25 protein-coding genes are annotated in these 25,727 nt (G+C 71.9%); 8 read left to right on the forward strand and 17 right to left on the reverse strand.

The window, feature by feature from the left end; translation table 11 throughout:
- Positions 1-90: 90 nt before the first annotated feature.
- A complete protein-coding gene (locus ABT004_RS11285) occupies positions 91-489 on the reverse strand; it encodes a VOC family protein (RefSeq protein ID WP_351334216.1) in 399 nt (132 codons plus the stop codon).
- A gap of 97 nt (positions 490-586) precedes the next feature.
- Here ABT004_RS11285 and ABT004_RS11290 point away from each other — a divergent pair, with 97 nt between their 5' ends.
- A complete protein-coding gene (locus ABT004_RS11290) occupies positions 587-1,567 on the forward strand; it encodes a helix-turn-helix transcriptional regulator (protein ID WP_351334217.1) in 981 nt (326 codons plus the stop codon).
- 47 nt (positions 1,568-1,614) lie between these two features.
- On the opposite strand, the gene ABT004_RS11295 is transcribed toward ABT004_RS11290, so the two are convergent.
- From ABT004_RS11295 to ABT004_RS11325, 7 genes are all read right to left on the reverse strand, one after another.
- On the reverse strand, positions 1,615-2,055 hold the full coding sequence (locus ABT004_RS11295) for a DUF3237 domain-containing protein (protein ID WP_351334220.1): 441 nt from the start codon (positions 2,053-2,055) through the stop codon (positions 1,615-1,617).
- 17 nt (positions 2,056-2,072) lie between these two features.
- Entirely contained in the window at positions 2,073-2,909 is an 837-nt protein-coding gene (locus ABT004_RS11300) for an ABC transporter ATP-binding protein (protein ID WP_351334223.1), read from the reverse strand.
- The gene (locus ABT004_RS11305) at positions 2,893-4,185 is read right to left on the reverse strand and encodes an ABC transporter ATP-binding protein (RefSeq protein WP_351334226.1); all 1,293 of its coding nucleotides are present in this window, start codon (positions 4,183-4,185) and stop codon (positions 2,893-2,895) included. Before ABT004_RS11305 ends, ABT004_RS11300 begins: the two co-directional genes overlap by 17 nt.
- 23 nt (positions 4,186-4,208) lie before the next feature.
- A complete protein-coding gene (locus tag ABT004_RS11310; RefSeq protein WP_351334229.1) occupies positions 4,209-5,081 on the reverse strand; it encodes an ABC transporter permease in 873 nt (290 codons plus the stop codon).
- Entirely contained in the window at positions 5,078-6,028 is a 951-nt protein-coding gene (locus ABT004_RS11315) for an ABC transporter permease (protein WP_351334231.1), read from the reverse strand. The genes ABT004_RS11310 and ABT004_RS11315 overlap by 4 nt, the downstream gene beginning before the upstream one ends.
- Positions 6,025-7,698: an ABC transporter substrate-binding protein gene (locus ABT004_RS11320; RefSeq protein WP_351334233.1), complete on the reverse strand. Its 1,674-nt coding sequence runs from the start codon at positions 7,696-7,698 to the stop codon at positions 6,025-6,027. Before ABT004_RS11320 ends, ABT004_RS11315 begins: the two co-directional genes overlap by 4 nt.
- Before the next feature lie 79 nt (positions 7,699-7,777).
- A complete protein-coding gene (locus ABT004_RS11325; RefSeq protein ID WP_351334236.1) occupies positions 7,778-9,493 on the reverse strand; it encodes a CocE/NonD family hydrolase in 1,716 nt (571 codons plus the stop codon).
- 141 nt (positions 9,494-9,634) lie between these two features.
- Here ABT004_RS11325 and ABT004_RS11330 point away from each other — a divergent pair, with 141 nt between their 5' ends.
- Both ABT004_RS11330 and ABT004_RS11335 read left to right on the forward strand, forming a co-directional pair.
- Entirely contained in the window at positions 9,635-10,210 is a 576-nt protein-coding gene (locus ABT004_RS11330) for a TetR/AcrR family transcriptional regulator (RefSeq protein ID WP_351334238.1), read from the forward strand.
- Positions 10,211-10,347: 137 nt separating this feature from the next.
- Positions 10,348-11,802 carry an amidase gene (locus tag ABT004_RS11335; RefSeq protein WP_351334240.1) on the forward strand — a complete coding sequence of 485 codons (1,455 nt, stop codon included), beginning with the start codon at positions 10,348-10,350 and terminating at the stop codon, positions 11,800-11,802.
- A gap of 41 nt (positions 11,803-11,843) precedes the next feature.
- Here the strand turns inward: ABT004_RS11335 and ABT004_RS11340 are convergent, their stop codons facing one another.
- From ABT004_RS11340 to ABT004_RS11370, 7 genes are all read right to left on the reverse strand, one after another.
- Positions 11,844-13,409 (reverse strand): AbgT family transporter, encoded by a 1,566-nt coding sequence (locus ABT004_RS11340; RefSeq protein ID WP_351334241.1) that lies wholly within the window; start codon positions 13,407-13,409, stop codon positions 11,844-11,846.
- A gap of 15 nt (positions 13,410-13,424) precedes the next feature.
- Positions 13,425-14,372, reverse strand: a complete 948-nt coding sequence (locus tag ABT004_RS11345; protein WP_351334243.1) for a CE1 family esterase — start codon at positions 14,370-14,372, stop codon at positions 13,425-13,427.
- A gap of 90 nt (positions 14,373-14,462) precedes the next feature.
- The gene (locus tag ABT004_RS11350) at positions 14,463-15,236 is read right to left on the reverse strand and encodes a creatininase family protein (protein WP_351334244.1); all 774 of its coding nucleotides are present in this window, start codon (positions 15,234-15,236) and stop codon (positions 14,463-14,465) included.
- Positions 15,233-15,931: a FadR/GntR family transcriptional regulator gene (locus ABT004_RS11355; RefSeq protein ID WP_351334245.1), complete on the reverse strand. Its 699-nt coding sequence runs from the start codon at positions 15,929-15,931 to the stop codon at positions 15,233-15,235. The genes ABT004_RS11350 and ABT004_RS11355 overlap by 4 nt, the downstream gene beginning before the upstream one ends.
- 91 nt (positions 15,932-16,022) lie before the next feature.
- Positions 16,023-16,682, reverse strand: coding sequence for a response regulator (locus tag ABT004_RS11360; protein WP_351334248.1), 660 nt, complete (start codon positions 16,680-16,682; stop codon positions 16,023-16,025).
- Positions 16,679-17,890 carry a sensor histidine kinase gene (locus ABT004_RS11365; protein WP_351334250.1) on the reverse strand — a complete coding sequence of 404 codons (1,212 nt, stop codon included), beginning with the start codon at positions 17,888-17,890 and terminating at the stop codon, positions 16,679-16,681. The genes ABT004_RS11360 and ABT004_RS11365 overlap by 4 nt, the downstream gene beginning before the upstream one ends.
- Before the next feature lie 5 nt (positions 17,891-17,895).
- Positions 17,896-20,067 carry an MMPL family transporter gene (locus tag ABT004_RS11370; RefSeq protein WP_351334252.1) on the reverse strand — a complete coding sequence of 724 codons (2,172 nt, stop codon included), beginning with the start codon at positions 20,065-20,067 and terminating at the stop codon, positions 17,896-17,898.
- 216 nt (positions 20,068-20,283) lie between these two features.
- On the opposite strand from ABT004_RS11370, the gene ABT004_RS11375 reads away from it, so the two are divergent.
- The 5 genes from ABT004_RS11375 (at position 20,284) to ABT004_RS11395 (ending at position 24,195) form a co-directional block, all read left to right on the forward strand.
- A complete protein-coding gene (locus tag ABT004_RS11375; RefSeq protein ID WP_351334286.1) occupies positions 20,284-21,075 on the forward strand; it encodes an ABC transporter ATP-binding protein in 792 nt (263 codons plus the stop codon).
- Between the two features lie 348 nt (positions 21,076-21,423).
- On the forward strand, positions 21,424-21,804 hold the full coding sequence (locus ABT004_RS11380) for a cell division protein SepF (protein ID WP_351334254.1): 381 nt from the start codon (positions 21,424-21,426) through the stop codon (positions 21,802-21,804).
- A 164-nt stretch (positions 21,805-21,968) separates the two neighbouring features.
- On the forward strand, positions 21,969-23,135 hold the full coding sequence (locus ABT004_RS11385) for an AAA family ATPase (protein ID WP_351334257.1): 1,167 nt from the start codon (positions 21,969-21,971) through the stop codon (positions 23,133-23,135).
- The gene (locus ABT004_RS11390) at positions 23,132-23,497 is read left to right on the forward strand and encodes a nucleotide pyrophosphohydrolase (protein ID WP_351334259.1); all 366 of its coding nucleotides are present in this window, start codon (positions 23,132-23,134) and stop codon (positions 23,495-23,497) included. Before ABT004_RS11385 ends, ABT004_RS11390 begins: the two co-directional genes overlap by 4 nt.
- Before the next feature lie 194 nt (positions 23,498-23,691).
- Entirely contained in the window at positions 23,692-24,195 is a 504-nt protein-coding gene (locus ABT004_RS11395; RefSeq protein WP_351334262.1) for a DUF6099 family protein, read from the forward strand.
- A 39-nt stretch (positions 24,196-24,234) separates the two neighbouring features.
- Here ABT004_RS11395 and ABT004_RS11400 read toward each other — a convergent pair whose 3' ends face one another.
- Positions 24,235-24,423, reverse strand: coding sequence for a hypothetical protein (locus tag ABT004_RS11400; RefSeq protein WP_351334264.1), 189 nt, complete (start codon positions 24,421-24,423; stop codon positions 24,235-24,237).
- A 216-nt stretch (positions 24,424-24,639) separates the two neighbouring features.
- Positions 24,640-25,563 carry an LLM class F420-dependent oxidoreductase gene (locus tag ABT004_RS11405; protein WP_351334266.1) on the reverse strand — a complete coding sequence of 308 codons (924 nt, stop codon included), beginning with the start codon at positions 25,561-25,563 and terminating at the stop codon, positions 24,640-24,642.
- Positions 25,564-25,727: the final 164 nt, after the last annotated feature.

Consider the following 25,727-nt stretch of genomic DNA (forward strand, 5'->3'; position numbering starts at 1 on the left):
CGACCACGACGGCTCCTCCCGCGCCGACCGGGGCGAAGGCGCCGCATCCCTGGCTGAGCGCTTCGACGGCTGTCGCGGCCGGTACCGACGTCACCGCCCGAACTTCTCGACCGCCTCCGCCGTGACCGGCGTGAAGAAGTTGACCAGGTTGCCGTCGGGGTCGCGGAAGAGGAGGGAGCGGTTGCCCCAGGGCATGGTGGTGGGCTCGGTGACGAAGTCCGTGACGTAGCCGGTCAGGTCCTTGTGGGTGCGGTCCACGTCGGCGACGAGGAACTCGGTGATCACGCTGTGGTTGGCCGCCGGGCGGGCCGAGTCCGGGGCGAACAGCGGGACCGTGCGGGTACTGGCGATCGCGAGTGTGGCGGCCGGTGTGCGGAGTTCGGCGAAGTCCTCGGTCGCCCACGTCGCCTGCACGCCCGTGGCCCGCTCGTAGAACTCGACGAGGCGTGCGACGTCGGCCGTGATGATGCGGATCGATACGAAGTCCATGGGGTGGGGCTCCCTGAGTCTGGGCGGGGTCGAGTGCTTCGCAGGCTAGGGGAAATAGGGGACAGAATCGGTCCGGTATCCGCGTTAGTGTTCGAGCATGTCCCGACCCGCAGGGCGCGTGCTCACCCTCCTCGAGTTGTTGCAGTCGGGCGGCACCCGGACCGTCGCCGAACTCGCCGACCGGCTCGGCGTCGACGGGCGTACCGTGCGGCGGTACGTCGACCACCTCGTCGACCTCGACGTGCCCGTGGAGTCGGTGCGCGGCCGCTACGGCGGGTACCGGATCGGTCCCGGTCACCGGCTGCCCCCGCTGATGCTGGGCGACGACGAGGCGCTGGCCGTGCTGCTCGGCCTGATCGCCGGTCGGCGGGCGGGGCTGACGGCGGCGGGGAGCACGGCGAGCGAGACGGCCGCGGCGAAGATCCGGCGGGTGCTGCCCAAGCCGCTCGCCCGGCGGCTCGACACGCTCCTGGACTCGCTCTCCTTCACGGACCGGCCCGGCGAGCAGGCCCCCGCCCCGGACGCCGGGGTGCTGCTCACCGTCGCCGACGCGGTGCGCCACCGTCGGCCGGTCTCGATCCGGTACGTCGACGGGGAGGGGCGGCGCAGCGAGCGCACGCTCCATCCGTACGGGATCGTCGCCCACGTGGGGCGGTGGTACGTCACCGGGCGGGATGCCGGGCTCGGTGAGGACCGGACTCTTCGGCTCGACCGGATCGTGGACGCGCGGTCGCTGCCGGGTACCTTCGAGGCGCCCGAGGAGGGCGACGGGCCCGAACCGGCGCAGCGCGTGCTGACCGGGCTTGCCACGGCCCCGTACCGGTACGAGGTGACCCTGCGGATTCACGGAACCGTTGAGCAGATCCGGGGTCGACTCCCCGCGAGTGTCGCGGTGTTGGATGAGACGGAGGTCGAAGAGTGTTGGCGGCGCGTCGAGCTGCGGGCGCAGCGGCTCGACTGGCTGCCACCCGTGCTGGCCTCGCTCGACCGGCCGTTCGTCGTCGAGCGGCCCGCCGAACTCAGCGACCTCGTAGGCGAGTTCGCCGAGCGGCTCGGCTCGTACGCCCGTCGAACCTGACGTCACTCCCTCGGCGTGAGCGAAGGTGTCGGCGCCGGGCCCGGTGCTCAGTCCACGCTGTAGCAGCGGATGGCGATGGTGACCCCGTCCTCTGGGTTGCCTTCGTCGCGTGCGAGGCCGACGAAGACCGTGCGGGTGAGCCAGAGGTGGGCGGGGGTGTCGGTGCGGAACGTCGGCGCCGTGCGGAAGTAGCCGGAATCCTCCACGTAGTAGCCGCGGTTGACGATGTCGATGACGGCACCGTCGTCGGCCCGCAGCAGGTAGCGGGCCTCCAGCTCGCAGACGCCGCCGCGGGTGTTCGACCAGTCGCCGCCGCCGGACAGCACCGTGCCGCTCAGGCGTGGGCCGCGTACGGTGCCGCCGGTGATCGGGGTGAAGTCCGTGCGTTCGCCGGCGCCGTGGCCGATGTGCAGGGGTTCGGTGACCTCGGCGCGGATCTCGAAGGCGTAGGAGAGGCGGGGGGTGGTGGGGGATGGAGCGGTGGTCATGGGGTGTGAACCTCTCGTCAGTGGAGCGGTGTTGAGGTCGCGCGGCTGCGGCTCGGGCGCCAGCCCGGGCGCGGGACCGAGTCGAGCAGCGTGCGGGTGTACGTCGCCGTGGGCTCGGCCAGTACCGTGCGGGTGGGGCCGCGTTCGACGATGCGGCCCCGGTGCATGACGGCGATGTCGTCGCATACGTGCTGGACGATGCCCAGGTCGTGGGTGATGAACAGGTAGGCCACCGAGGTCCGTTGGCGGATCTCGCGGAGCAGCGTGAGGATCTGTGCCTGCACGGAGACGTCGAGCGCGGCGACCGCCTCGTCGAGGACGAGGATTTGGGGCGCTACCGCCAACGCCCTTGCGATTGCCACGCGTTGGCGTTGGCCGCCGGACAGGGCGTGGGGCCGGGAGGCGGCCTGTCGGTCGTCGAGGCCCACCTGTTCCAGGAGCCCCGCCACGCGTCGGTCCAGGGCCGAACCGCGCAGGTCCGTGTGGAGCGCGAGAACCTCGGCGAGGCAGTCGCGAACGCGTTGGCGGCGGTCCAGGGAGGCATATGGGTCCTGGAAGACCATCTGGATCTCGCGGGCGGCCCGGCGCCGCTGGGCCGTCCGGCGGGGTGGGCCGTGGCGTTCGCGTCCGGCGAGGCGGACGGTCCCGGCCGTCGGGCGTTCCAGACCGGCGACCATCCGGGCGGTGGTCGTCTTGCCGGACCCCGACTCGCCCACGACAGCCAGCGAGCCGCCCGGCGCCAGCGTCAGGTCGACGTCCTCGACGGCGACGAGCTCGCCGAACTCCTTGCGCAGACCGCTGACTTCCAGCACGTAGGGCCCTTGAGGGCGGGCCGGTTCAGGCGTCGAGGGCATCGGCGGGCTCCACGGGGTAGTGGCAGGCGGCGAGACCGTCGCCGACGGGGCGCGGCTGTGGGCTCTGCGCGCGGCACAGGTCGCGGGCCGCGGGGCAGCGCGGCGCGAACGCGCACCCCGGCCCGGCCTCGAACGCGGACAACGGGCGGCCGGGCACGGCCCGCAGCTCCCGCGCGTCCGCGCCCGGCGCGGGGCGGGAGGCGAGCAGCGCCCGGGTGTACGGATGGCGGGACGACGTGTGCAACCGGTCGCCGGGAAGCTCCTCCACCACGGAGCCCGCGTACATCACGGCGATCCGGTCGCACACGGCGGCCGCGAGCGCCAGGTCGTGCGTGATGAACAGCAGGGCGAGACCGCGGGCGGCGCGGGCCTCGTCGATGATCGCCATCACCTCGGACTGCGTCGTGACGTCGAGCGCCGTGGTCGGCTCGTCCGCCACCAGCAGCCGGGGGCCGCCGGCGAGCGCCGCCGCGATCATCACCCGCTGGAGCAGCCCCCCGGACAGCTCCGGCGGACGCTGCCGCAGCCGGCGCTCCGCGTCGGGGATCCCGACGTCCCGCAGCAGCCCGGTCACCGTTGCGGTGGCCTCGCGCGGCCGGGTGCCGTGGGCGATCAGGCCCTCGGTGAGGAAGTCGCCGACCGTGCGGACCGGGTTGATGTGGGCGCGCGGGTCCTGGTGGATCATCGCGACGTCCTTGGCCCGCAGCGCCCGCAGTTCGCCCGCGCCCATCGCCGGTACGGACACGCCGTCGACGAGCACATCGCCCTCGACGCGGGCGCCCGGTGGCAGCAGTCGGAGCACGGAGCGCGCGGTGAGCGACTTGCCGGAACCGGACTCCCCGACGAGGCCGAGCGCCGAGCCGGCCGGTACGGAGAGGTCGACCCGGTGGATGACCGGGCGGTCGACGCCGCCCACGGGGAGGGTGACCCGCAGACCGCGGATGTCGAGGAGCGCGGTCGCCGGCCCACCGCTCTCGGCGCCCGTCGGCCCGTCGCTTTCGGCGCCCGTTGGCCCGCCGCTCACGGTGCCCGTCGGTGCGTCGCTCTCGGTGCTTGTTGGGCTGTCGCTTTCGGCGGTCGCCGGGTCGTCGCTCACGGTGCCCGTCGGCCCCTCGCTCTCGGCGCCCGTCGGGCTGTCGCTCTCGGCGCCCGTCGGCCCCTCGCTCTCGGCGCCCGTCGGGCTGTCGCTCTCGGCGCCCGTCGGGTCGTCGCTTTCGGCGCCCGTCCGGTCGTCGCCCGCGGCTCCCGCCGGACCTCGTCCTCTCCCAGCGGTCATCGGGGTTCCCCCTTGCCTGGTCGTCATCGGCCGCCCTCCTCTCCCAGCAGCCGCCGTGACAGGCCGTTGCCGAGCAGCGTGCAGGAGATCACGAACACGACGATCACCAGGCCCGCGTACAGCGACTGTTCGGCCCGCCCCGCCAGGACGCCCGACGCGCCCTGCGCGACCATCAGCCCCCACTCGGCGGTCGGCGGCTGTGCGCCCAGGCCGATGAACGAGAACGCCGCCACGTCGAGCAGCGTGTAGCCGAACGACACCGTCACCTGCACCAGGATCAGCGGCAGCAGCGCGGGCGTCAGGTGGCGCAGACAGATCCGCCGGCCCGGCACGCCGAGCATGCGCAGCGCGGACACGTACGGCAGGTGGACCTCGCGCAGCGCGGCGCCGCGTACGGTCCGTGCGACGTACGGGAGGTAGGCGACGGACAGTGTCACGACCGCCACCTGGAGGCCCGCGCCGAAGACGGCCGCGCCGACCACGGCGAGGATCAGGCCCGGGAAGCCGAACACGACGTTCAGGGCCGTCGAGACGACACGGTCGTACCAACCACCCAGCCACGCCGCCGAGATGGCGATCGCCGTGCCGACGACGCTCGCGACGAGCGTGACCACGGCGGGTGCGAGCAGGCTGAGCCGCGCCCCGTACAGGACACGCGAGAAGATGTCGCGTCCGGTGTCGTCGGTGCCGAACCAGTGGGCGCTCGTGCTGCCTTGGTAGACGGCCATCGGGTCGACGGCCTCCGGATCGTACGGCGCGATGAGCGGTGCGCACACGGCGGCGAGGGCGACGAGCGCGACGACGGTGGCCGCGGCGATCAGCAAGCCGTTGCCGCGGACCAGTGAGCGTGCGTGCCCCGACAGGCGGGTGCTTACGATGAGTTGATGGGTCGTCATGCGGTGGCCTCCAGTGGCGTACGCCGGTCGAGGAGCGCGGAGACGACGTCCACCACGGTGTTCACGCCGACGAACAGCACGACACTGATCAGCGCGAGAGCCTGCACCACCGCCAGGTCCTGTTTCGCGGCGCTCTGCACGAGCAGTGCCCCGATGCCGTTGATCCCGAAGGCCTGCTCGACGATCGCGCAGCCCGCGATCAGCCCCGCCACGGCCACCCCGGAGACGGAGAAGATGGGCGCCGACGCGTTGCGCAGCACGTGCTTGCGCACCACGAGCCGTTCCGGCAGGCCACGGCCGCGCGCGGTCAGTACATGCTCCGAGGCGAGTTCGGCGCGCACCGCGGAGCGCGTCACCTGGGCGACGTACGCGAGCCAGGTCGCGGCGAGCGCGAGCGCGGGCAGCGTCAGGTGCTCGAGCCGCCCGGCGAACCCCGACCCGCTCCCGTACGCGGGGAAGAGGCCCCAGCGCACCGAAAGCCACCAGATCAGCAGCACCGACATCACAAACGTCGGCACTGCCATCAGTGTCGTCGTCACGACGGTCACCACCGTCTCGCCCCAGCCGCCGCGCAGCGCCGCGAGCGTGCCGAGGGCTACACCCGCCACGATGATCAGGACGGCGGCGAAGGCGACGAGGAACAGGGTGTTGCCGAGCCGGTCGCCGACCAGGTGCGAGACGGAGTCACGGTAGCTGAGGGACTGTCCGAGATCGCCGTGCAGGAGCGCGGTGAGCCAACGCCAGTAGCCCTGGAGGAACGGGTCGTCGAGGTGGTACTGGTGGTGGATCTCGGCGAGCAGGCGGGCGCTGGGCGGCTTGCCGCCGCCGACGAGGAGCGTCGCGGGGTCGCCCGGCGAGACGAACAGCGCCCCGTACACGGCGACGCTCGCGATGAGGGCCGTCATGGCGAGCATCGCGGCGCGCCGGGCCATGAACCGCCAGATCATGATGAGGACTCCGACCCGGAGCCGGCGCTCTCGCCGGTGCCGCCGATGTACGCAGCCCACGGCATGTTGATGTAGGCGAAGGAGGCGGGGGTGCCGCTGATCCGCTTGTTCAGGAACATCCGCTCGTACGGGCAGGCGATGGGCACGATCGGGTAGTCCTGCGCGTACAGCGCCTGCGCCTTGGTGAACTCGCGTGCGGAGGTCTTCGGGTCGTCCGTGCCCTTGGCGGCCCGAACATGTGAAGTCACCTCGCTGTTGCGGTAGTTGACCCAGTTCATCGGGGACTTCGGGTCGGTGAGCATGTCCGCGTACGCGAGCGGGTCGGGGATGTCCACGTATCCGAGGGTCATCGTGGCGTCGAGCCCCTTGCGCAGCGCCGGGTTGGAGAACAGGCCGGACATCTGGGTCGGCTGCAACTGCCGGATGACGATCTTGAGGCCGATCCGCTTGGCGGAGGCCTGGAGGAATGTCAGGGTCTGCAAGGACTGTTGGTCGCCGGCGGCCATGGCGACCGTGAGCGTCCGCCGCTTCGGGGCGGCCTCCGCGACGAGCGTCTTCGCCTTCGCGGCATTCGGTTCGGGGGAGGCGGGCAGCGCGGCGTACCCCTTGGCGTACACGTCCTTGGCCGGGCTGTTCTTCCAGACCAGGGAGGGGATAAAAGTCTTCTGGCGCTGGGCCGCGCCGTCGAAGACGTTCTTGATGAGGGCGTCGCGGTCGAGGACGAGTGAGAGCGCGTCGGCGATACGGCGGTCGGCGAGCGGCGAGGTGGGGGAGGTGGCCCCGAGGAACACGGTCTGCGCGGAGGGGCCGTAGTGCACGCTCCCTTCCTTCGAGCCGCGCAGCGCCTTCGCGGAGGTCGACGCGAGCTCGTAACTGCCGTCTATCTGACCGGACATGAGGGCACTGGTGAGCGTCCCGTTGTCGGTGATGAACCGGAAGGTGAGCTTCTTGACCTTGGGGCGCAGGGACGCGTCCCAGTACGCGGGGTTACGCACGAGGGTGATGGAATCGCCGGACCGCCAACTGTTCAACTTGAACGGCCCGGTGCACATCAGGCCACCGCGCGCCGTGCCGTACGCGGGGCCCGCCTTCTTCAGGTACGAGGCCTTGTTGACGGCGCCGAACCCGTTGACGAGGTACTTCAGGAACAGCGAGTCGGGCGTGCGGAAGCGCACGGTGACCTGGTGTCCCGAAGTGGCCTTGATAGTGGTGACGTTGGCGAGCACGGGGGCGTTGACGCTCTGCGTTGCCGGGACGCGCTGCCGCTCCAGGCTCGCGACGACGTCGGTGGCGGTCATCAGGCTGCCGTCCCAGAAGCGGACGCCGCGCCGCAGGTTCAGGACGAGGGTCTTCGGGTCGGGCCGGTTCCATGAGGTGGCGAGGCCGGGGGCCGTCGAGTAGTCGGCCTTCAGGCGGATCAGCGGGTCGCAGACGTTGGACGCGACGGTGCTGGGCGAGTAGTCGCCGACCTTCGCCGGGTCCAGCGTGCTCGGCTCGCCCATCGGCAGGTTCCACGTGACGTGGTCGAGGGTGCCGCGCGCGGTGGGGGTGGTGGCCGTGAGCTTGATCGCGTCGGTCGTCGTGGTAGTTCCGGAGGAGGAACAGGAGGTCAGGGCGAGCGTGGTGGCCAGCGCCGCGAGAGAGATGACGGTGAGTCGGGGAGCGTGCATGAGGGTGCTCCTGAGGAGGATGGAGTGCTGAGGCGGTACGGGGTCCTTCGCTGTGGGGGGTGGCGGTGCGGGTGCCGGGTCAGGCCCCGGTGGGCAGGACCGAGAGGGTGAGGCGTGAGGGGTGGGCGTCGCCTGTGCGAAGCGTCTGGACGGAGGACTTGGCCGCGGCCGTGGTCCACGGGTTGTCCTCACTGCCGGACGACGGCAGGAAGAGCGGGTAGTCGCTGGACGCGAGGAGTACGGCGAGCCGGTGTCCCGGGCGCACCCGGTAGCCGGTGTGGCCGAGGTCGACGCGGATCTCGTCCGGGGCGAGGTCGGGGCGTATACAGGCCTCGCCGCGCGCGATCAGGTGGGCTCGCCCGTCGGGGCGCACGTCCACGAGCTTCACGAAGACGTCGAACACCGGGGCGGTGCCGGCGACATGGAGGTGCAGGCCCAGCGGCCCCACCAGGTCGAGCGGTTCGGTGAGCGCCGCCGCGGAGAAGACGAGCACGTCGTCGCGGGAGGCCGTGCCCGCCAGATCGGGGTAACTGTGCAGATACTCGAAGGAGTTGAAGGTGTCCGACGGCACCAGTTCCTCCGGTTCGTACGTCCACTGCGCCGAACTCGGCGCACCCGCAGGGGAGTCCGTGAGCGTCCCGCCCGGAAGCGGTCCCGCCGCCCGCTCGGGCCTCTCCAGCCAGAGCGTGCGCTCGACGGTTCCGGGCGGCGGCCAGCTCGTCGACGTATGCCACTCGCCGTGCCCCAACTCCCAGTGCACCTTGGACAGTTCGCCGACCGGCCGGACGCCCTTCAGGAACACGTCGAAGAACTCGATCGCCGGGTCGACGTACTGCGGAAGCATCCGGTCGAGGGCCGCCGGGTTCGCCCCGTGGTCCGTCCCGGCGGTGGCGGGCGCGTCGGCGAGGCGGTAGTTCTCGTGGTCCACCGCGCCCGCCCACAGGTACTGCACGGCGTCCCAGCCGGGCCGGGCCGCGAGCGCCAGATAGTCGCGCAGGTGCGGGATCAGGATGTTGTCGAACCAGCCCACGCAGTGCAGCACCGGTACGGGGCGCGCGTCATAGGGGTGCCTGCCGCGCGCCGGGAACAGGTCGGTGAAGTGCGGAACGAGCGCGTCGAACCAGGCCGAGCGGGCGCCGATCGCGCGGAACGCCTCCTCGAACTGCTCGACGACCGGGCGCACCGACCGATCCGGCTCGTACGCGTACAGGCCCTGGTCCACCCAGTAGTGGGCGTAGTACTCGATGCCCTCCAGCCACACGGGCCGGCCGACGCCCGGCGGGTCGTGCGGGCCGCTTCCCTGGGTCGTCGCGTTGAAGTCGACCGTGGTCACGCGCGGCACGACGGCCCGCAGCGCCGGATGCTGGGAGGCCACCGCCGCCCACTGCGTGTAGCCGTAGTACGAGTCGCCGAACATGCCCACCAGCCCGTCGGACCAGGCCTGTTGGACGATCCAGTCGATCGTGTCGTAGCCGTCGTCGGACTCGCGCAGGAACGGCAGCGTCTGCCCCTCGGAGCGGAACTTGCCGCGCACGTCCTGCACCACGACGGCGTAGCCGCGGGCGGTGAAGCGGGCGGCGATCTTGTCGAAGTACACGTAGCGGCTGTTCTTGTCGTACGGCAGGCGTACGAGGACGGTCGGGACCGGCACGTCCGCGAGGTCCGCCGGGTCCGCGGCGCCATCGGGTGGATACACGTCCGTGGCGAGCCGGATCCCGTCGCGCATCCGTACCCGGTACTGGCGGGCCCGCTCGGACACGGGAGCCGGGCCGACACGCGTGAAGCGAAAGGTCATGGAGGGGTCCCCCAAAATCTCCTGGAAACAGGGCTGGAGAGGACGAGTGAAGGGAGAGCGGCGCCGTGATGAAACGGCGTTGTACAACAACATTGCAGCTCCGTGTGAACGCGGTCAACCCATTGGGTTAAGGTCGGCGACATGCCGATCGAGGTAGACGAGGCCAAGCGGCTCGACGAGATCGCGAGCGCCACCATCCAGGTCGCCAGGGATCGCGGCGTGCGCTCCGTGACCATCCGGGCCGTGGCCCAGCAGCTCGGTGGGTCCACGGCGATGGTGACCAACTACGTGTCCAGCCGCGCCGCGTTGATGATCAACGCGCTGCGCCGCGCCGGGGCCGACTGGACCCGCGAGCTGGAGCGGGCCATAGAAGGCGCCGAGGGTGAGGACAGGCTGCGCGCCGCGGTCCGCTGGATGTGCACCACCGAGCAGGACGACGAGGTGGTGCGCCGGCTGATGATGGAGATCGCCAGTGCGGGGCCCGGCGCCGAGGTCGAGGACATGCGGCGGTCCACCGCGCGCGGCGACCGGGAGGGCCTCGGGGAGCTGGTCGCCGAAGCGGGGCTGCCCGACGCGGAAGTGAGCGGCGACATCCTCCATCTGATCCTGCGTGGCTACTGGCTGGCGACGCTGGAGGACCCCGAGAGCTGGCCGGCCGAGCGCGGCGAGCGGGCGATCCTGGCCGTGATCGACAGGCTGCGGGAGTCCGCGGACTGAACGCCCTTCCGCGGAACCGCTGTTGACATCGGCGGGTGCCGGGCCGCAGTCTGTGCGCGAAATAAAACGCCGTTGTATCTCACGCTCGCGCCGCGCCAGAAGCAGCCAGAAGCAGCTGGAACCGGAAGAGGTGCCCCATGGGAAGTCCCGGCCAGAACACCGAGTTGTGGCAGCGCCCCGCGGCCGAACTCGCCGCCGCCGTAGGCGAAGGGGAGGTCTCCTCGTACGAGGTCGTCACATCGTGCCTCGACCGCATCGACGAGACGAACCCGAAGGTCAACGCGCTGGTGGAGGTCCGGCGTGACGAGGCGCTCGCCGCCGCGCGACAGGCCGACGCCGACCTCGCGGCCGGTGCCGAACCCGGCCCGCTGCACGGCGTGCCCGTCTCCATCAAGGTCAACACCGAGCAGCGCGGCCACGCGACGACCAACGGTCTGGCCGCGCTCGCGGGGGAGGTCGCCGCCGAGGACGCGGCCTGCGTCACGGCCCTTCGTGCCGCCGGGGCGATACCGCTCGGGCGCAGCAACGTGCCCGCGTTCTCGCTGCGTTGGTTCTCCACGAACGACCTGCACGGGCGGACCCTCAACCCCTGGGACGCCGCACGCACGCCCGGCGGCTCCAGCGGGGGAGCGGCGGCCGGGATCGCGGCCGGGATGACGCCGCTGGCGCAGGGCAACGACATCGGCGGGTCGATCCGTTTCCCGGCGGCCTGTTGCGGCGTGGTCGGGCTGCGGCCCACCGTGGGCCGGGTCTCCGGCTGGGCGCCGCCCGCGTACGCCGACACTCCGCAGGGCCGGATGCCGCTCGACCTCCCGCCCACCGTGCAGGCCTGCGCGGTGCAGGGGCCGCTCGGCAGGACGGTTGCGGACGCGCGGCTCGCGCTGCACGCCATGAGCACGCCCGACCTCCGCGACCCCTATGGCGTCCCGGCGCTGCCCGAAGCGCGCGGCCAGGCCCCGACCCGGGTCACGCTCGTCCGGGGCAACGACGGCGCGAAGAACCACCCTGCCGTCGACGCGGCCCTCACCGACGCCGCCGCCCGCCTCGCCGACGCCGGGTACGAGGTCGACGAGGTGGCGGCCGAACCACTCCTCGCGGAGGCCGCCCGGCTGTGGCTGCTCCTGCTCACGGAGGACACCAGGCCGTTGCTCCGCGTGGTGGACCGGATCGGCGACGACGCCATCCGTACCGCACTGGCCCGGCACTTCAAGGCGTCGGCCGCCGTGTGGGGCGCGGCGCCGGACCTGGAGACGTACATCAACGGCTGGGGTCGGCGCGGCGCACTCGTCACTCGGCTCCAGCAACTCCTGGGCACCGGCCGCCTGTTGCTGACCCCGGTGTGCGCCGAGCCGCCCTTCGAGCAGGACGCCGACATCGCGGACGAGACGCGTGGCCTGGAGCTCTTCCCGGCGATGTGGCCGATGACGTCGGTCCCGATCCTCGGCTTCCCGGCCGTCACCGTCCCGGTGGCCGCGCACGACGGGCTGCCGATCGGGGTGCAGTTGGTGGGCGGCCGGTTCACGGAGGACGGCCTGCTGGACGCCGCGCAGGCCGTCGAGGAACGGTCGCCGGTACTGAGGACGTGGGCGTAGACCCACCCGCGCATTGCTCGTGGCCCCCGCCCACACATTCCTCAGCGCACCGGAGCCCCCGGCCCCAGCGGAATCCCGAGCGCCCACCACGCGAGGAACAGCAGCGTCCATGTCGCCGTCATCGCGATGGCGAGGGGCAGCGTGTACGCGGCGAGGGTGCCGATGCCCGCGTCCTTGCGATAGCGCTGGAGGAAGCCGAGGGCCATCACGAAGTACGGGCTCATCGGGGTGATCGCGGTCGACCCGGAGTCGGCGATGCGGAACAGGGCCTGCGTCGTCTCGGCCGGCACGTGCGCCAGCATCAGCATCGGTACGAGGACGGGCGCGGCCAGCGCCCACATCGCGGTCCCGCTGGTCACCACCACGTTCACGACGGTCAGCAGAAGCAGGATCAGCAGGAACACCACGACGATCGGCATCCCGCTGTGCTCCAAGAGTTCCGCCGCCCGCACCGCCAGGACGTCGCCGATGTGCGTCCAGTCGAAGTAGGCGAGGAACTGGGCGATGGCGAAGAACAGCACCAGCACGGGCGCCATCTGCTTCACGCCCGCCGCCATCAGCTTCGGTACGTCGCCGGGCTTCGCGATCGACCCCGAGCGCGCCCCGTACACGATGCCGGTGAGCGCGAACAGGATGGCCACGACCGCCGCGATGCCGTCGATGAACGGGGACTCGACGATGCTGCCGCCGTCCCCGCGCAGGGGCGAGGACGTGGGGACGAGCGCCGCCACGACCAGCAGCAGGCCGCCACCGAGCGCGAGCAACGCCCGCCGCAGCGCGGACCGTTCGCGCTCGCTGAGGTCCAGCGTGCCCAGGTCCTCGACGTCGGCGTCCGGATCCGGGTCGAGGTCCGGCCGCTTGGCCAGCACCCACCGCGTGACCAGCGTGATGACGGTGGCGAGCAGCAGGGAGGAGGCGATGTTGAAGAACCAGTTGGACAGCGGGGACACGTACGCGGCGTCGCCGCCCGCGATCTTCGCGGCCGCCGTCGTGATGCCCGCGAAGATCGCGTCGTTCGGCGTCGGAATCGGGCTCGCGTCGTAGCCGGAGGCGATCGACGTGTACGCCACGACGATGCCGAGGATCGGGGAGCGGCCCACGGCGCGGAAGGCGAGGCCGCCGAGCGGCACCAGGATGATGTACGCGGCGGCCGACGCGACGTGCGCCACCGTCCCGGCGAACGCGACGGCGAACACCACCCACGACGCGGGCACCCGCGCGACCCCGACCTTCATCGCGGCGGACAGGAACCCGCTGCGCTCGGCGACGGCGACGCCCATGATGACGACCACGATCGTCGCCATCGGCGGGAACTCGGCGAAGTTCGACACCATCGTCGACACCGCCATGGCGAGCCCGTCGCCGCTGAGCAGGTTCTGCACGACGACCGTCTTGTGGTCGGCGGGCGACACCACGGACACGTCGAACCCGGCGAGCACGGCGCTGACGACGGCGAGCACCGCCGACAGGATCCAGAACAGCCAGAACGGATGCGGCAGCGCGTTCCCCGCCCGCTCGACGACGCCGAGGGCGCGGATGACGAGGGGCAGCCGCGCCGCATCGGCTCCGGTCCCGCCCGACGGGGGCGCTTCTCTCTGTACGGTCATGATGTCGGCTCCGAACTAGCGTGGAGGGGAGGGGAGTTGGTGGTTGCGGAAGAACGCCCACATCACCTTGTGGGCCTGGATCGTCTGCGTCGTGTAGCCGCCGCCGCTGTAGCCGTCGGCTCCCGGCCAGGTGTGTCCGCCGTCGGTGACCGCGACGTGCGCCACCTCCGCGCCGTCCGCGCAGCCGGTCCACCGCGACGTCGTGATGTCGGGCTCGGTCACCTCGTCAGGCGTTCGGGCGCGGCAGCCGTCCCGGTCGGCCCACTCGCGCACCCAGTCCTGGATGGCGGGCAGCCCGCGGTCGGTGTCGCCCGCGTACGGGATGGTGGTGTCACCGGTGCCGTGGAAGTCGAGGACGGGCATCGGGCGGTCCTGGGCGCAGCCGCCCTCGCGCGTGCCGGGGTAGAAGGCGCCGGCGACCGGTGCGACGGCCGCGAAACGGTCGGACATCCGGCAGGCGAGCAGGCCGGTGAACCCGGCGCCGTTCGACTTGCCGGTGGCGTACACTCGCCGCTCGTTCACGCACAGCGAGCCTTCGAGGGAGTCGAGGAGGTCCCCGGTGAACGCGACGTCGTCCACGCCGGCCGCCGCGTACGGGGCGCCCTGCCAGGCCTGCCGCTGCCCGTCGCCGGTGCCGACGACACCGTTCGGGTACGCGACGATCGCGGGCAGCGTGGAGAGGCGCGAGAACGCCTCGGTTCCGGCGCCGGTGTTGCCCCGCCCGTGGTACGCGATGATCAGCGGCCAACTCCGGTCGGGTGTATAGCCGTTGGGAAGGTGGAGCTGGTACGTGCGCTCGCGGCCTCCGCTGGTCATGGTGTGCGGGACGCTGGTGCCGGGTTGCTGCGCGGTGGGGGCGTCGCAGCCGGTGGGGCGGGCGGCAGGGGAGGCCTGGGCCGGGGCGAACGGTACGGTGACGAGCGCGGCGGCCAGTACGCAGGCACGCCGAAGTAGACCCTTCATTGCGGCTCCTAAATGAGGGTTGCTCAGGGGGACGGGTCAGTGGGACGGGTCAGTGGGACGGGCCAGGGGGGGCGGGTCAGGGGGCTGGAGCTAGAGGTCGAGCCATTCCTCGACGAAGGCGGACACGCGGTCGACGGCGGCGGCCACGATGGCCTCGCCGTCCTCGGCCGTGACCGAAGTGGGGTCGCCGAGCACCCCGTTGGCGCTCAGCTCGTCGTACGGCAGGGTCAGCGTCGGCTGCGAGAAGGAGCGGGCGAGGCGCGCCTCGGGCTTGAGCCCGTCGACGGCGACGGACCCCGGCTCCAGGCGGTCGCGATGCACCAACTCCGGTGCCAGGTGCAGCATTTGGGCGGTCTCCGCCTCCCCGCTGTGCCCGCTGACCTCGCTCACGCCCATCTCCCCGATCACGTCGGACGCGAGTGAGGTGACGGGCGTCCAGGCGAACCGCACATCGGGGTGGGACACGAGCAGGTCCTGCGCCACGGTGGTGAGCGTCGCGTTGTTGCCGCCGTGTCCTGTGAGCACCAGGAACCGCCGCCAGCCGTGCCGCCGCAGGCTCTCGACGTACTCGCGCACGACGGCGGCGAACGTGGTCGTCGTCAGCGTCACCGTCCCGGCGAACGCCATGTGGTGCGGCGAGACGCCGACCGGGAGCGGCGGGCCGATCACCACGCGTCCGGCGAGCCGGGCCCCGACGAGGTCGGCGATCCGCTCGGCGCGGATGGTGTCCGTGGCGATCGGCATGCCGGGGCCGTGCTGCTCGTAGGCGCCGGCGGGGATGATGACGACGGGTGCGCGGGTGACGGCCTCGGCGGCCTCTTCGGTCGTCAACTCGGCCAGGTGCAGGGGCTGTTCGGAGCTCACGAGAGCTCACCTCCGTCGGGGAAGTCGGCGCCGAGCACGGTGTCCCGGATCGCGGTCAGGTGTTCGCGGGTGATCCGCTCGGCGGCCGGCGCGTCGCCTTCGCGTACCGCCTCGACGATCTGGAGATGCTCGGCGTGGTCGCGCTCCCGGTCGTTGTACCGGTGCCGGATCTCGACCTGGTCGCGGGCGCGGACCTGGAGCAGCGCCTCGACGGTCTCCTTCAGCAGCGCGTTCCCGCTGGCCGTCGCGAGCGCCACGTGGAAGTGCACGGACCGGCGCAGCGACTCCTCGGGCGGGAACAGGGCGTTGGCCGCCGCGTGCTCCAACTGCTCGACCCCTTGCGGGAGTCGAATGCGCGCCGCCTCGGCCGCCACCGCCGGCTCGACGACGAGGCGGGCCTCGACGAGTTCGAGCACGGACCGCCGCGAGGTGCGCGGCCGGTGCGGATTGGCGAGCAGCCGCCGCTCGATGCCGGGCCCGACGTACGTCCCCGAGCCGTGCCGGAACTCCACGACCTGCATGGCCTCCAGGCGGCGCAGCGCCTCCCGGACGGTCGGCGTCGTCACCTCGAACCGCTTGGCCAGCTCGCGCGAGGAGGCCAGGGCGTCTCCGGGGGAGAGGCGCTCGGTGCGGATGATCTCGACTATGTCGTCCGCGAGGCGCTCGGACAGCGAGGGTTGGTCGACGTAACTCATGAAGTGAATAGATCACTTGGTTGGTGAGGGTGTCAACGGTCGTGCACGGCTCCGTTTCACCCGGCCGCGACGCGCCCTTCAGTACCCCGCCCTACAGCACCCCGCGCTCCATCGCGACGACCACGGCCCGCGTCCGGTCGCCGACGTCCAGTTTCGCGAAGATGCGCAGCAGATGTGTCTTCACGGTCGCCTCACCGATCACGAGGCGCTTCGCGATGTCCGGGTTGGACAGGCCGTCCGCGACCGCCGTCAGGACGTCCACTTCGCGCGCGGTCAGCGCCGTCTGCGTCGGCCGGCGCAGCTTCGCCACCAGCTTCTGGGCCACGCGCGGGGCCAGCACCGTCTCGCCGCGTGCCGCCGAACGGATCGCGTCGACGAGCTGTTCGCGCGTGGTGTCCTTGAGTAGATAGCCGATCGCGCCCGCCTCCACCGCGCGCTCGATCTCGGAGTCCGTGTCGTACGTCGTCAGGATCAGCACGCGGGTGCGGCTCGGCCCGGCGACGATCCGCTCGGTCGCCGCCACCCCGTCGAGCCCCGGCATCCGCAGGTCGAGCAGCGCCACGTCGGGGCGCGACTCCTCCACGAGCGCCACGCCGGACCGGCCGTCGTCCGCCTCGCCGACGACCTCGATGCCGGCCTCGGGTGCGAGCAGGGCGACGACGCCGGCCCGCATCACGGTGTGGTCGTCGACCACGACGACCCGCAGCATCGCCGCATCACTCACGCCACTCACGTCACTCGTGCCGCTCATGCTCGCTCCTCTTCGGTCCGGGTGCCGGGCAGTTGGGCCAGAACGCGGGTGCCGTCCCCCGGGGAGCTCGTGACGGTCAGCTCGCCGCCGAGCTCGGCGAGCCGCTTGCGCATGCCGTCGAGGCCGAAGCCGCGCGCCGAGGACACGTCGAAACCGCTCCCGTCGTCGGTGACCTCCAGATCGATGGCGCCCGCGCCCTGCTCCAGCACCACGACGACGGTCGAAGCGGCGGCGTGCTTACGGACGTTGGCGAGCGACTCCTGCGTGCAGCGCAGCAGCGCGATACGGGTCTGCTGGTCGCAGTCGACCTCGGCCAGCTCGGCTTCCACCGTGATCCCGGTGTCCTCGGCGAACCGGTCGAGGGTGCGACGCAGTGTGCCCGCCACCGGGCCCTGCGCGCCGCCGCCCGGCGGGGGCGTGGCGCCGACGAGAGCGCGCGCCTCCGCCAGGTTCTCCCGTGCCGTCTGCTCGATCGACGTCAACTGCTGCGCGGAGCGCGCCGATTCTGCCGGGAGTCCCGCGCGGGCCGCTTCCGCGAGGACGATGATCGAGGCGAAGCCCTGGGCGAGCGTGTCGTGGATCTCGCGGGCCATCCGCTCCCGCTCGTCCGCCGCACCCTGCTTGCGCTGCGCCGCGTCCAACGCCTGCTGGGCGTCCGCGAGTTCGTGGCTCAGTTTCTTGGTGCGGGCCTCGCTCTGCTCCGTCAGCCGGTGTACGAGGAGGCCCACCGTGGACCCGGCGGCGTACCCGGCGAGGGTGAACAGGACGTTGCCGCCGAGCAGTTGGGTACCGGACTCGCGTCCGGCGATGGTGCCGGCGGCCGTGAGCGCGGCGGCCGCACCGCTGAGTGCGAGGGCGGCGCCCGGCCCGGACGCGTAGATCCAGAAGTGCGGCAGCGACACGATGAACAGGGCGGCGCCGCTGCCCATCGTGTACGACACCGCGCCGACCCCGGCGGCCAGCAGCGCGAGGTAGGCCGTCGGCCGCAGCAGCTCCCGGCCGGGGAACATCGCCACGGCCGCGTACGCGCAGGTCATGGCGGACAGCAGCACGAACGTCGGGTACTTCGTCCCGGCCGGGGTGTCCGCCACCGCGAGGGCAGGCGGCACCAGGCCGCACAGCACCCACACCACTGCGTTCCACCGGTGGAGTGCGGGCACGACGGTCGTGGGGCTGGGGGCGAGGAGAGGCGCTCGGCTGCTGTCCACGGTGATCAGCCTACGTTCGCGAGCGGGCGCTCGGTCGTGGACGTCGCGGCCCGCAGTGGCCCGCGCGAGGGCCACCAACTCCGCTCGCCCAGAAGCAACATGAGCGCGGGCAGGATCAGCACCCGGATCACGAAGGCGTCCAGGAGCACCGCCACGGCCAGGCTGAACCCGATCTGCTTCATCTCGATGAAGTGCAGCGACACGAAGCTCGCGAACACGGTCACCATCACGAACGCCGCGCTGGTCACCACCCCGGCCGAGCTGCCGACCCCGTCGAGCACCGCCAGCCGCGTCGGCACCCCGCGCTCGGCGGCCTCCTTGATCCGGCTGATCACGAACACCTGGTAGTCCATGGAGAGCCCGAAGAGGATCACGAAGAGGAACAGCGGTACCCGCGAACCGATCGTGCCCGTCGACTGGAAGTCGAGCAGCCTCTCGGCCCAACTGTTCTGGAACGTCAGGGTGAGCACGCCGAGCGACGCGGCCGCCGACAGCAGGTTCAGGACGACGCCGACGAGACCGAGCAGCACGGACCGGAACGCCCACACGGTCATCGCGAACGTCACGAGCAGCAGCGCCCCGATGATCAGCGGCAGCTTCTCCTTCTGGTGCGCGGGATAGTCGGCGTAACGGGCCACGTCACCGGCGACGGCCGCGTCGACGCCTCCCCCCAACTTGCCGACAGCGTACGGGAGATACTCGGTACGCAGCCGCTGCAACGACTCCTGAGCAGGCTTCGTACTGACGTAGTGCGGGACGGGCAGTTCGAGCGACGTGACGCGGTGGTCGGCGGAGCCGCGCAGGGTGTACGTGCCGTTCAGGCCCGGGTCGTCCTTGGCGTCGGCGGCGAGCGAGCGCAGCGCTCCGGCCACCTCGTCGGCGCGCTCGGCGCCGGCCCGTACGAGCACCTGATGTGAGGCCTTGACCTCGGGGAACGCGGCGTTCAACCGGTCGAAGGTGGGCATCGACCGGGTCTGCCGCGAGTGCGTCTCACGGCCCATGTCGGTGAGCTTCAGGCCGAGCAGGGGAGCCGCCAATGCCATCATCGCGAGGACCGCGACGATCAGCACGGCAGCGGGCCTGCGGGCGGTGAGACGCAGCAGGGCGTTGCGCCGCACGGGCTTTTGCGGCCTCGCCTTTCGTGGCTTGCGTGCGGCGTGGCGCTCGGCCCGCGCGCCGATCTTCACGAGCAGCGCGGGCAGCACCGTCAGTGAGCTGACCACGGCGACCAGCGTGACCAGGATCGCGGCCGTCGCGATCGACGAGAAGATCACGTCGTCGGCGAGGTACAGCGTCGCGCTGGACACGGCGACCGCGAACCCGGAGAGCACGACCGCACGGCCGGACGTGGCGGCCGCGATCTCCACCAGGGCCCGCGAACTCAACTCGCCGTCCGAACGCGCCCGTTCCTCCCTCTCCCGCTTCAGATAGAACAGTGTGTAGTCGACGCCGACGGCGAGCCCGATCAGCAGAATGATGTTCGTGCCGACCCCGGCGTCGGGGAAGACGTGCGAGGCCAGCATCGACAGGCCGATCGACGCGACGATCGCGGACAGGGCGAGCAGCAGCGGCACGGTCGCCATCGCCACCGAGCGGAACACCAGCAGCAGCGTGAGCAGCGTGATGGGCAGCGCGATCATCTCCGTACGGGAGAGGTCGCTGCCGCGCAGCTCGTCGACGCCCTGGCTGATGGAGGGCCCGCCCGTCTCCTCGACGCGCAGCTCCGGATGCGCCTTCTGCGTGGCGGCGGTCTGCGCCCGCAGCGGATCGACGTGCTTCTTCCCGTCGAGTTCGGCGCCCTTCATGGTGACGTCGACGCGGACCGCCCGGCCGTCCTTCGACCACACGGGCTCGCCCACGGACCGCACCTCGGGCAGCCCCCGCATCCGGCCGACGACGTCATCGGCGACGGCGCCGCCCACCGTCCGGTCGAGGCGTCCGGAGGCACGATCCTCGATCAGCACCCGCTCCACGGGCCGCTGCGCGAGCCCGCCCTCCCGGGCGATCGCCTCGCCGCGCCCCGCCTCACCGACACCGAAGTCGGCGGACGTCGCGGCGTCGCCGCCCACGGTGATCCCGGCACCGAGGCACAGGACGACGAACAAGAACCAGCCGGCGATCGCCCTCCAGGGGTGCCCGGCGCTCCAACGAGCCATGCGTACGGTGTAGTTGGTCATGGCGTCCATGCTGGTCGCGGGGGTACGGGCGCGGACAGCGGCGACCGGTGGAACCTGGGGTCCACCGGTCGGTGGACACGGCCGCTGCGTCCACGAAATGGACACCGGCCGGGATAAATGCAACGTGCAGCTATCCTGCGTCGCAGACGCGATGAGGCAGGAGGCGCCGTGAGCGAGAACCAGGGCCGGACCGTGGCCGCCCTCGACGGCGTGGGCATGCGCCGCCACACCACCGGCCAGGCCATCCTCGACGACATCGACTGGACCGTACGGTCCGGCGAGCACTGGGCTCTGCTCGGGCCGAACGGCGCGGGCAAGACCAGCATCCTGCGGATCGTCGGCGCCACGAACTTCCCCACCACCGGCACCGTCGATGTCCTGGGTCACCGGCTCGGCCGCGTCGACGTCCGCGAGCTGCGCGCCCTCATCGGCCACGTCTCCACCTCGCAGCGCGTCCCCCAGGACCTGCCGGGCCACACCGTCGTCCTCACCGGCCACAGCGGCACCGTCCAGCCGCTCTGGAAGACGTACGACGACGAGGTGCGCGAGCGGGCCCACGCGCTGCTCGCCGAACTCCAGATCAAGGAGCTCGCCGACCGCCCCTACGGCGTCTGCTCCGGCGGCCAGCGCGCCCGCCTGCTGATCGCCCGCGCCCTCATGGCGGACCCGGCGCTGCTCCTGCTCGACGAGCCGTTCAACGCGCTCGACCTGCCCTCGCGCGAGGACCTCATCGATACGATGCGTCAGCTCGCGGCCGGACGGCCCGAGTTGGCGACGGTGACCGTCACCCACCACCTGGAAGAACTCTCCCCGGCCATCAGCCACGCGCTGCTGCTGCGCGAGGGCCGCGTCCTCGCCAGCGGCACGGTGGACGACGTACTCACCAAGAACCTGATGACGTCCTGCTTCGGTCGCCCCATCGAGGTCACGCGGCACGCGGGGCGGTGGCTGGCGCGCTCGGGCGACCTGGGCCCTTCTGACGGGCCAGGCTGGATCCGGGAGGCGTGATCGAGCGGTGCCGGTGAGCGGGGGCTGGTGCGTGCAGCTGCAAGGCGGAGGGGGGGCGTCAACGCGGAGCGTTGGCAACCGACGACAACGCGGCAGATGTGCGTGCCAGGGCACGCGACTCCAGCAAGGCCCGTCAGAAGGACCCTGGGTGTGACGGGGCGCACGGGGGCGGGGCCGTGTCGGTGTTGGGCCGAATGGGTTACATGGCGTAAGAATTGGGCGGTGCAGACAACAGTGCGAGCCCGAACGGGGTGGGGGCTGCATCCGGCCGGGGGCAGCCCCGGCACCCCCGGCCGGAAGAACAGGGCAGCTGTCATCCCTGGCGCCGACACCACGAGGACAACCTGAGTGAACAGCCACGACGTCACCGACGAACAGTGGGAAGGTCTCGCCCAGGTCGTGCCGCTGCGCAGCCGCAACGAGTGGCCGTCAGCCGTCGACCATCGGGCGATGCCGGAGGCCGACACCGAACCGCGCCGACGCTTCGTCGTCCTGCGTATCAACGTGTTCGGCGACGCGCGCGAGGTCGCGGAGACCGTCATGTCCGGCATCCCGGTGCTGCTCGACCTGTCCGGCGCCGAGACCGAAGTGGCCAAGCGGGTCCTGGACTTCAGCAGCGGCGCCGTCTTCGGCCTCGGCTGCGGCATGCACCGCGTCGACCGCAACGTCTTCCTGCTGGCCCCTCCGGGCACCGAGGTCCAGGGGCTCGTACAGGGCGCGGTCTCGTAAGCGCAATATCAGCCCCGCCGGCGTTTGAGGCGCGGAGCCCCGAGGCCGTAACGCCGGTCGACCGCGGGGACGCGCGGGCAAGCCCGACGGGCATAGTCGCTCTTTCGTAGGAAGCCCTTCGCACGCAAACGGTTCTGCGCACGCGGGCCACCTACGTTCAACCCATGACCGTGCTCCAGCGGGGCGCACCCCCGCTCCCCAGCGCGTCCCCTGACCGCCCGCGCGTCACCCGGCTCAGGCTCGCCGCCTTCGCCCGCCACCGCGGCACGACCGTCCCGCTCGGACCGTTCACCGCCGTGGCGGGCCCCAGCGGCAGCGGCAAGACCAGCGTGCTGCGCGCCTTCGCGGCGCTCGCGGGGCTTGGCGGCGGGGCACACCTGGCGGACGTCTTCCCGGACCCCCACGCCTACGTTCCCGAACGCGCACGGCCCGACGCCGAACGCCGCCGCGGGTTCCACATCGGCTGCACCGTCGACGGCCCGGTGGGACCCGTACGGCTCGACCTGGCCGTCCAGGCGGAACCCGAACTCCGGATCGTCGGCGAACGGTTGACGGGGCCCGGCATCACGTACCTCCAGACCGCCCTGCGCGACCCCGGCCGCCGCGACGTCCAGGCCGCCTGGCACACCGCGGGCTCGGTCCCCGTGACCCGCGGGCCGCTCCCCGACGACCTGCTCGGCACGGCGATGCTCCCGCTGCGCGTCGCGGGCCGCACCGAAGGGCAGCGCCAGGTGCTCGCCGCGGCCGAGCAGGTCGTCGTCGGCCTGCGCTCCACCTTCGCCTGTGACCCCGACCCCACGCGGATGCGCACCCCGGCGCCCGCGGCGGCGGACCGGCTGCACGGCGGCTGCGACAACCTCGCCGCCGTGCTGCGCCGCACCGGAGCCGAGTGCAGCACGAGGCACGCGCTGCTCGTCTCCGCTGCCCGCGCGGGTCTCGTGGGACCGGTGGCCGACGTACGCGCGGAGACCGCGTCCGACGGGACCGTGTGCGCCGTCGTGGACCGCGGCGGCGGGGCGACCAGTCCCGTCGAGCGGCTCGCGGACGGCGAGTTGAGGTACCTCGCGCTCGCGCTGGTCCTGCTCACCGGGCCCCGTGTGCTCGCCGTCGACGCGGCGGCCGAGGTCCCGGAGGCGTACCAGAGCCTGACCGTCCTCGCGGACGGCTTCGACCGGGGCCTCGACCGCGCCCAGTGCGCCGAACTCACCGCGCTGGCCGCCCGGATGTGCGCCCGCGGCCACATCCGGCTCGTCGCCGCGGTGGGCGAGGGCTCCGAGGCGGAGCGGGGGGCGCGGGCGGAAGGGGCGGCGATGGTAGACCTGGGACGATGAACGAGGAACGTGAGGAAACCCGCCCGCTCGACGTGGCGGCCCTGCAGGCGCGCCTGGCCCGGTTCGCGGTCGCCCGGGACTGGCAGCCCTTCCATACGCCGAAGAACCTGGCGGCCGCGCTGAGCGTCGAGGCGTCCGAACTGGTCGAGATCTTCCAGTGGTTGACCCCCGAGCAGTCGGCCCGCGTGATGGAGCACCCGGACTCGGCCCACCGTGTCGAGGACGAGGTCGCCGATGTCCTCGCGTATCTGCTGCAACTGTGCGAGGTGCTGGGCATCGACGCACTGGCCGCGCTGTCGGCGAAGATCGACCGCAACGAGCGGCGGTTCCCGGTGCGGGGCGAGGGGACCGGGTCCGAGTAGGCGGAGGGCCGGGCTCCGTCAACCGCCCCTCAACTGCCCCCCACGGGGACCGAATGTCACTCTCCGGAGTCACTGAGTTATCCACATCGAACGTTGTGTCCACAAATTTCTGGCTTCCCCTAGCTTTTTATCGCATCTGCCTTCACTCTGAGTAGTGGACGAAGGAGTTCGGGCGGGAGACGGACGGGGACGCGATGGATGCGGTGCGGCTCATCGGGGTCGGCCGACGGGCCCTGGCGGAGAGCCAGGACCCGCGGGACATCATGAGGGAGGCGTGGCAGGCACAGGCCTTGGCGCAGGCGATCGGGAGTCGCCTCGCGATGCAGGGGCCACCGGAGTTACGAGGCGAGGCGGTGGGGCTGAGCGAGGCGGGAGCGCGCGGCAGCGGAGGCGCGGCGACACCGATCGTGGGGGCCGGCGGGATACGGGCGGCGCAGCTGACCGAACTGGGCGATGTGCACCGGGCGTTGATGGATCTCGGCGTGCTGCTCGGTGACGTGGGGATCGCGCTCGTCGGGGTGGCGAGCGCGTCGTTCGAGGAGGGCGCCTATTGGCAGTGCATGGAGGCGATCGACGCGGCGGACGAGTCGCGGGACAGAATCCTCGAGATACTGCGGCGGCTCCCGGAAGGCTGCCGCGCGCTTCCCCTCGCCGACCGGGAGCCCACGCCGGAGCCGGACACGGACTCGGCGGCCTGAGCCCGGCGGGAGTCTGGCGTTTTTTCGGCGGGTGGTCGTTCAGATGTTCTCGGCGGCCGGTGGTGAAGTCCTGGGCGGCTGTTGGAGGTCGGCGTCGAGCTGCGTCAGGTCGGCGTTGAGCGCGGCCATCAGCTCTTCCATCTGCTGCAGCAGACCCTTGGGTGCGCCTTCCTGCTCCGGCGCGGACGTGTCGTGCACGGCCTCATCGGGCGCGGCTTCCTGGGACATTGCGGCCTCCTCGGCCCTGCCTCCCGCACGGGGAGGCAGTTGACGCAATCGTGACGCCCGGCAGTGACCGCCGGCGCGGGTGCCGGGCGGTCCGGCTCCGCCCGAGTCAACGATCAGGGCCGGGGCCGGGTCACTGCGCACCCCCGCCACCACGCGCCGGGTTGACGCGATTTCACCCGACCGTGGCAGCAGGAGACCTATCCGTCGCGGTACGCCTCAGCTCAGCTGCGGCGCCACCTCCGAGGCGATCAGTTCGAGTTGGTCCAGGTCGTCGAGGTCGAGCATCTGGAGGTACATCCGCTGGGAACCCACGGCTTGGTAAGCGGCGAGGCGTTCGACGACCTCGGCGGGGGAGCCGGCGAGGCCGTTGGCCTTGAGCTCGTCGACGTCGCGGCCGATGGCGTCGGCGCGGCGCTTGACCTCGGCGTCGGTGCGGCCGACGCAGGCGAGGAGGGCGTTGGAGTAGGTCAGCGCGTCCGGGGCGCGACCGTGCTCGCCGGCCGCGGCCTTCACGCGCTTGAACTGCTGCTCCGTGTCGGCGATCGAGGCGAAGGGGATGTTGAACTCGGTGGCGAACTTCGCGGCGAGCGCGGGGGTCTTCTTGGCGCCGTGGCCGCCGATGAGGATCGGGACGCGCGGCTGGGTGGGCTTGGGCAGGGCCGGGGAGTCCTTCAACTGGTAGAAGGTTCCGTCGTAGTTGAAGCGCTGGCCGACCGGCGTCTCCCACAGGCCCGTCACGATGGCGAGCTGCTCCTCGAGGCGCCCGAACTTCTCCTTCGGGAACGGGATGCCGTACGCGGAGTGCTCCTCCTCGTACCAGCCGGAGCCGAGGCCCAGTTCGACGCGGCCGCCGGACATCTGGTCGACCTGCGCGACCTGGATGGCGAGCACGCCGGGCAGCCGGAAGGTACCGGCCGTCATCAGCGTGCCGAGCCGGATCCGCCGGGTTTCGCGGGCGAGCCCGGCGAGTGTCGTCCAGGCGTCCGTGGGGCCCGGCAGGCCGTCGACGGGGCCCATGTGGAGGTAGTGGTCCGACCGGAAGAACGCCCCGTAGTTCAAGTCCTCGGCGGCCTTGGCGACGCGGAGCAGCGTCTCGTAGGTGGCGCCCTGCTGCGGTTCGGTGAATACGCGAAGATCCATGCGTCCATCATGCGGGTCATGGGGCGAGTGTCCTGCGTAGTCCGCGCCTGAAAGACCGGGGCTCCGCCCCGGACCCCGGGCCGCCAAAACCCGCCGGGGGGGGGAAAAAAGCCCTGGATCAGACGGGGGGGGGGGGGGGGGCCCCGGGGCCACCCCCCCGCGGC

The organism is Streptomyces sp. NPDC002790 (assembly GCF_040295505.1).
Taxonomy (GTDB): Bacteria; Actinomycetota; Actinomycetes; order Streptomycetales; family Streptomycetaceae; genus Streptomyces.

What these genes read in the sequence shown, in the direction of transcription:
- ABT004_RS11285 (WP_351334216.1), bottom strand. Translation starts at nt 489, where the DNA reads ATGGACTTCGTATCGATCCGCATCATCACGGCCGACGTCGCACGCCTC.
- ABT004_RS11290 (WP_351334217.1), top strand. Translation starts at nt 587, where the DNA reads ATGTCCCGACCCGCAGGGCGCGTGCTCACCCTCCTCGAGTTGTTGCAG.
- ABT004_RS11295 (WP_351334220.1), bottom strand. Translation starts at nt 2,055, where the DNA reads ATGACCACCGCTCCATCCCCCACCACCCCCCGCCTCTCCTACGCCTTC.
- ABT004_RS11300 (WP_351334223.1), bottom strand. Translation starts at nt 2,909, where the DNA reads ATGCCCTCGACGCCTGAACCGGCCCGCCCTCAAGGGCCCTACGTGCTG.
- ABT004_RS11305 (WP_351334226.1), bottom strand. Translation starts at nt 4,185, where the DNA reads ATGACCGCTGGGAGAGGACGAGGTCCGGCGGGAGCCGCGGGCGACGAC.
- ABT004_RS11310 (WP_351334229.1), bottom strand. Translation starts at nt 5,081, where the DNA reads ATGACGACCCATCAACTCATCGTAAGCACCCGCCTGTCGGGGCACGCA.
- ABT004_RS11315 (WP_351334231.1), bottom strand. Translation starts at nt 6,028, where the DNA reads ATGATCTGGCGGTTCATGGCCCGGCGCGCCGCGATGCTCGCCATGACG.
- ABT004_RS11320 (WP_351334233.1), bottom strand. Translation starts at nt 7,698, where the DNA reads ATGCACGCTCCCCGACTCACCGTCATCTCTCTCGCGGCGCTGGCCACC.
- ABT004_RS11325 (WP_351334236.1), bottom strand. Translation starts at nt 9,493, where the DNA reads ATGACCTTTCGCTTCACGCGTGTCGGCCCGGCTCCCGTGTCCGAGCGG.
- ABT004_RS11330 (WP_351334238.1), top strand. Translation starts at nt 9,635, where the DNA reads ATGCCGATCGAGGTAGACGAGGCCAAGCGGCTCGACGAGATCGCGAGC.
- ABT004_RS11335 (WP_351334240.1), top strand. Translation starts at nt 10,348, where the DNA reads ATGGGAAGTCCCGGCCAGAACACCGAGTTGTGGCAGCGCCCCGCGGCC.
- ABT004_RS11340 (WP_351334241.1), bottom strand. Translation starts at nt 13,409, where the DNA reads ATGACCGTACAGAGAGAAGCGCCCCCGTCGGGCGGGACCGGAGCCGAT.
- ABT004_RS11345 (WP_351334243.1), bottom strand. Translation starts at nt 14,372, where the DNA reads ATGAAGGGTCTACTTCGGCGTGCCTGCGTACTGGCCGCCGCGCTCGTC.
- ABT004_RS11355 (WP_351334245.1), bottom strand. Translation starts at nt 15,931, where the DNA reads ATGAGTTACGTCGACCAACCCTCGCTGTCCGAGCGCCTCGCGGACGAC.
- ABT004_RS11360 (WP_351334248.1), bottom strand. Translation starts at nt 16,682, where the DNA reads ATGAGCGGCACGAGTGACGTGAGTGGCGTGAGTGATGCGGCGATGCTG.
- ABT004_RS11370 (WP_351334252.1), bottom strand. Translation starts at nt 20,067, where the DNA reads ATGACCAACTACACCGTACGCATGGCTCGTTGGAGCGCCGGGCACCCC.
- ABT004_RS11375 (WP_351334286.1), top strand. Translation starts at nt 20,284, where the DNA reads ATGCGCCGCCACACCACCGGCCAGGCCATCCTCGACGACATCGACTGG.
- ABT004_RS11385 (WP_351334257.1), top strand. Translation starts at nt 21,969, where the DNA reads ATGACCGTGCTCCAGCGGGGCGCACCCCCGCTCCCCAGCGCGTCCCCT.
- ABT004_RS11390 (WP_351334259.1), top strand. Translation starts at nt 23,132, where the DNA reads ATGAACGAGGAACGTGAGGAAACCCGCCCGCTCGACGTGGCGGCCCTG.
- ABT004_RS11395 (WP_351334262.1), top strand. Translation starts at nt 23,692, where the DNA reads ATGGATGCGGTGCGGCTCATCGGGGTCGGCCGACGGGCCCTGGCGGAG.
- ABT004_RS11400 (WP_351334264.1), bottom strand. Translation starts at nt 24,423, where the DNA reads ATGTCCCAGGAAGCCGCGCCCGATGAGGCCGTGCACGACACGTCCGCG.
- ABT004_RS11405 (WP_351334266.1), bottom strand. Translation starts at nt 25,563, where the DNA reads ATGGATCTTCGCGTATTCACCGAACCGCAGCAGGGCGCCACCTACGAG.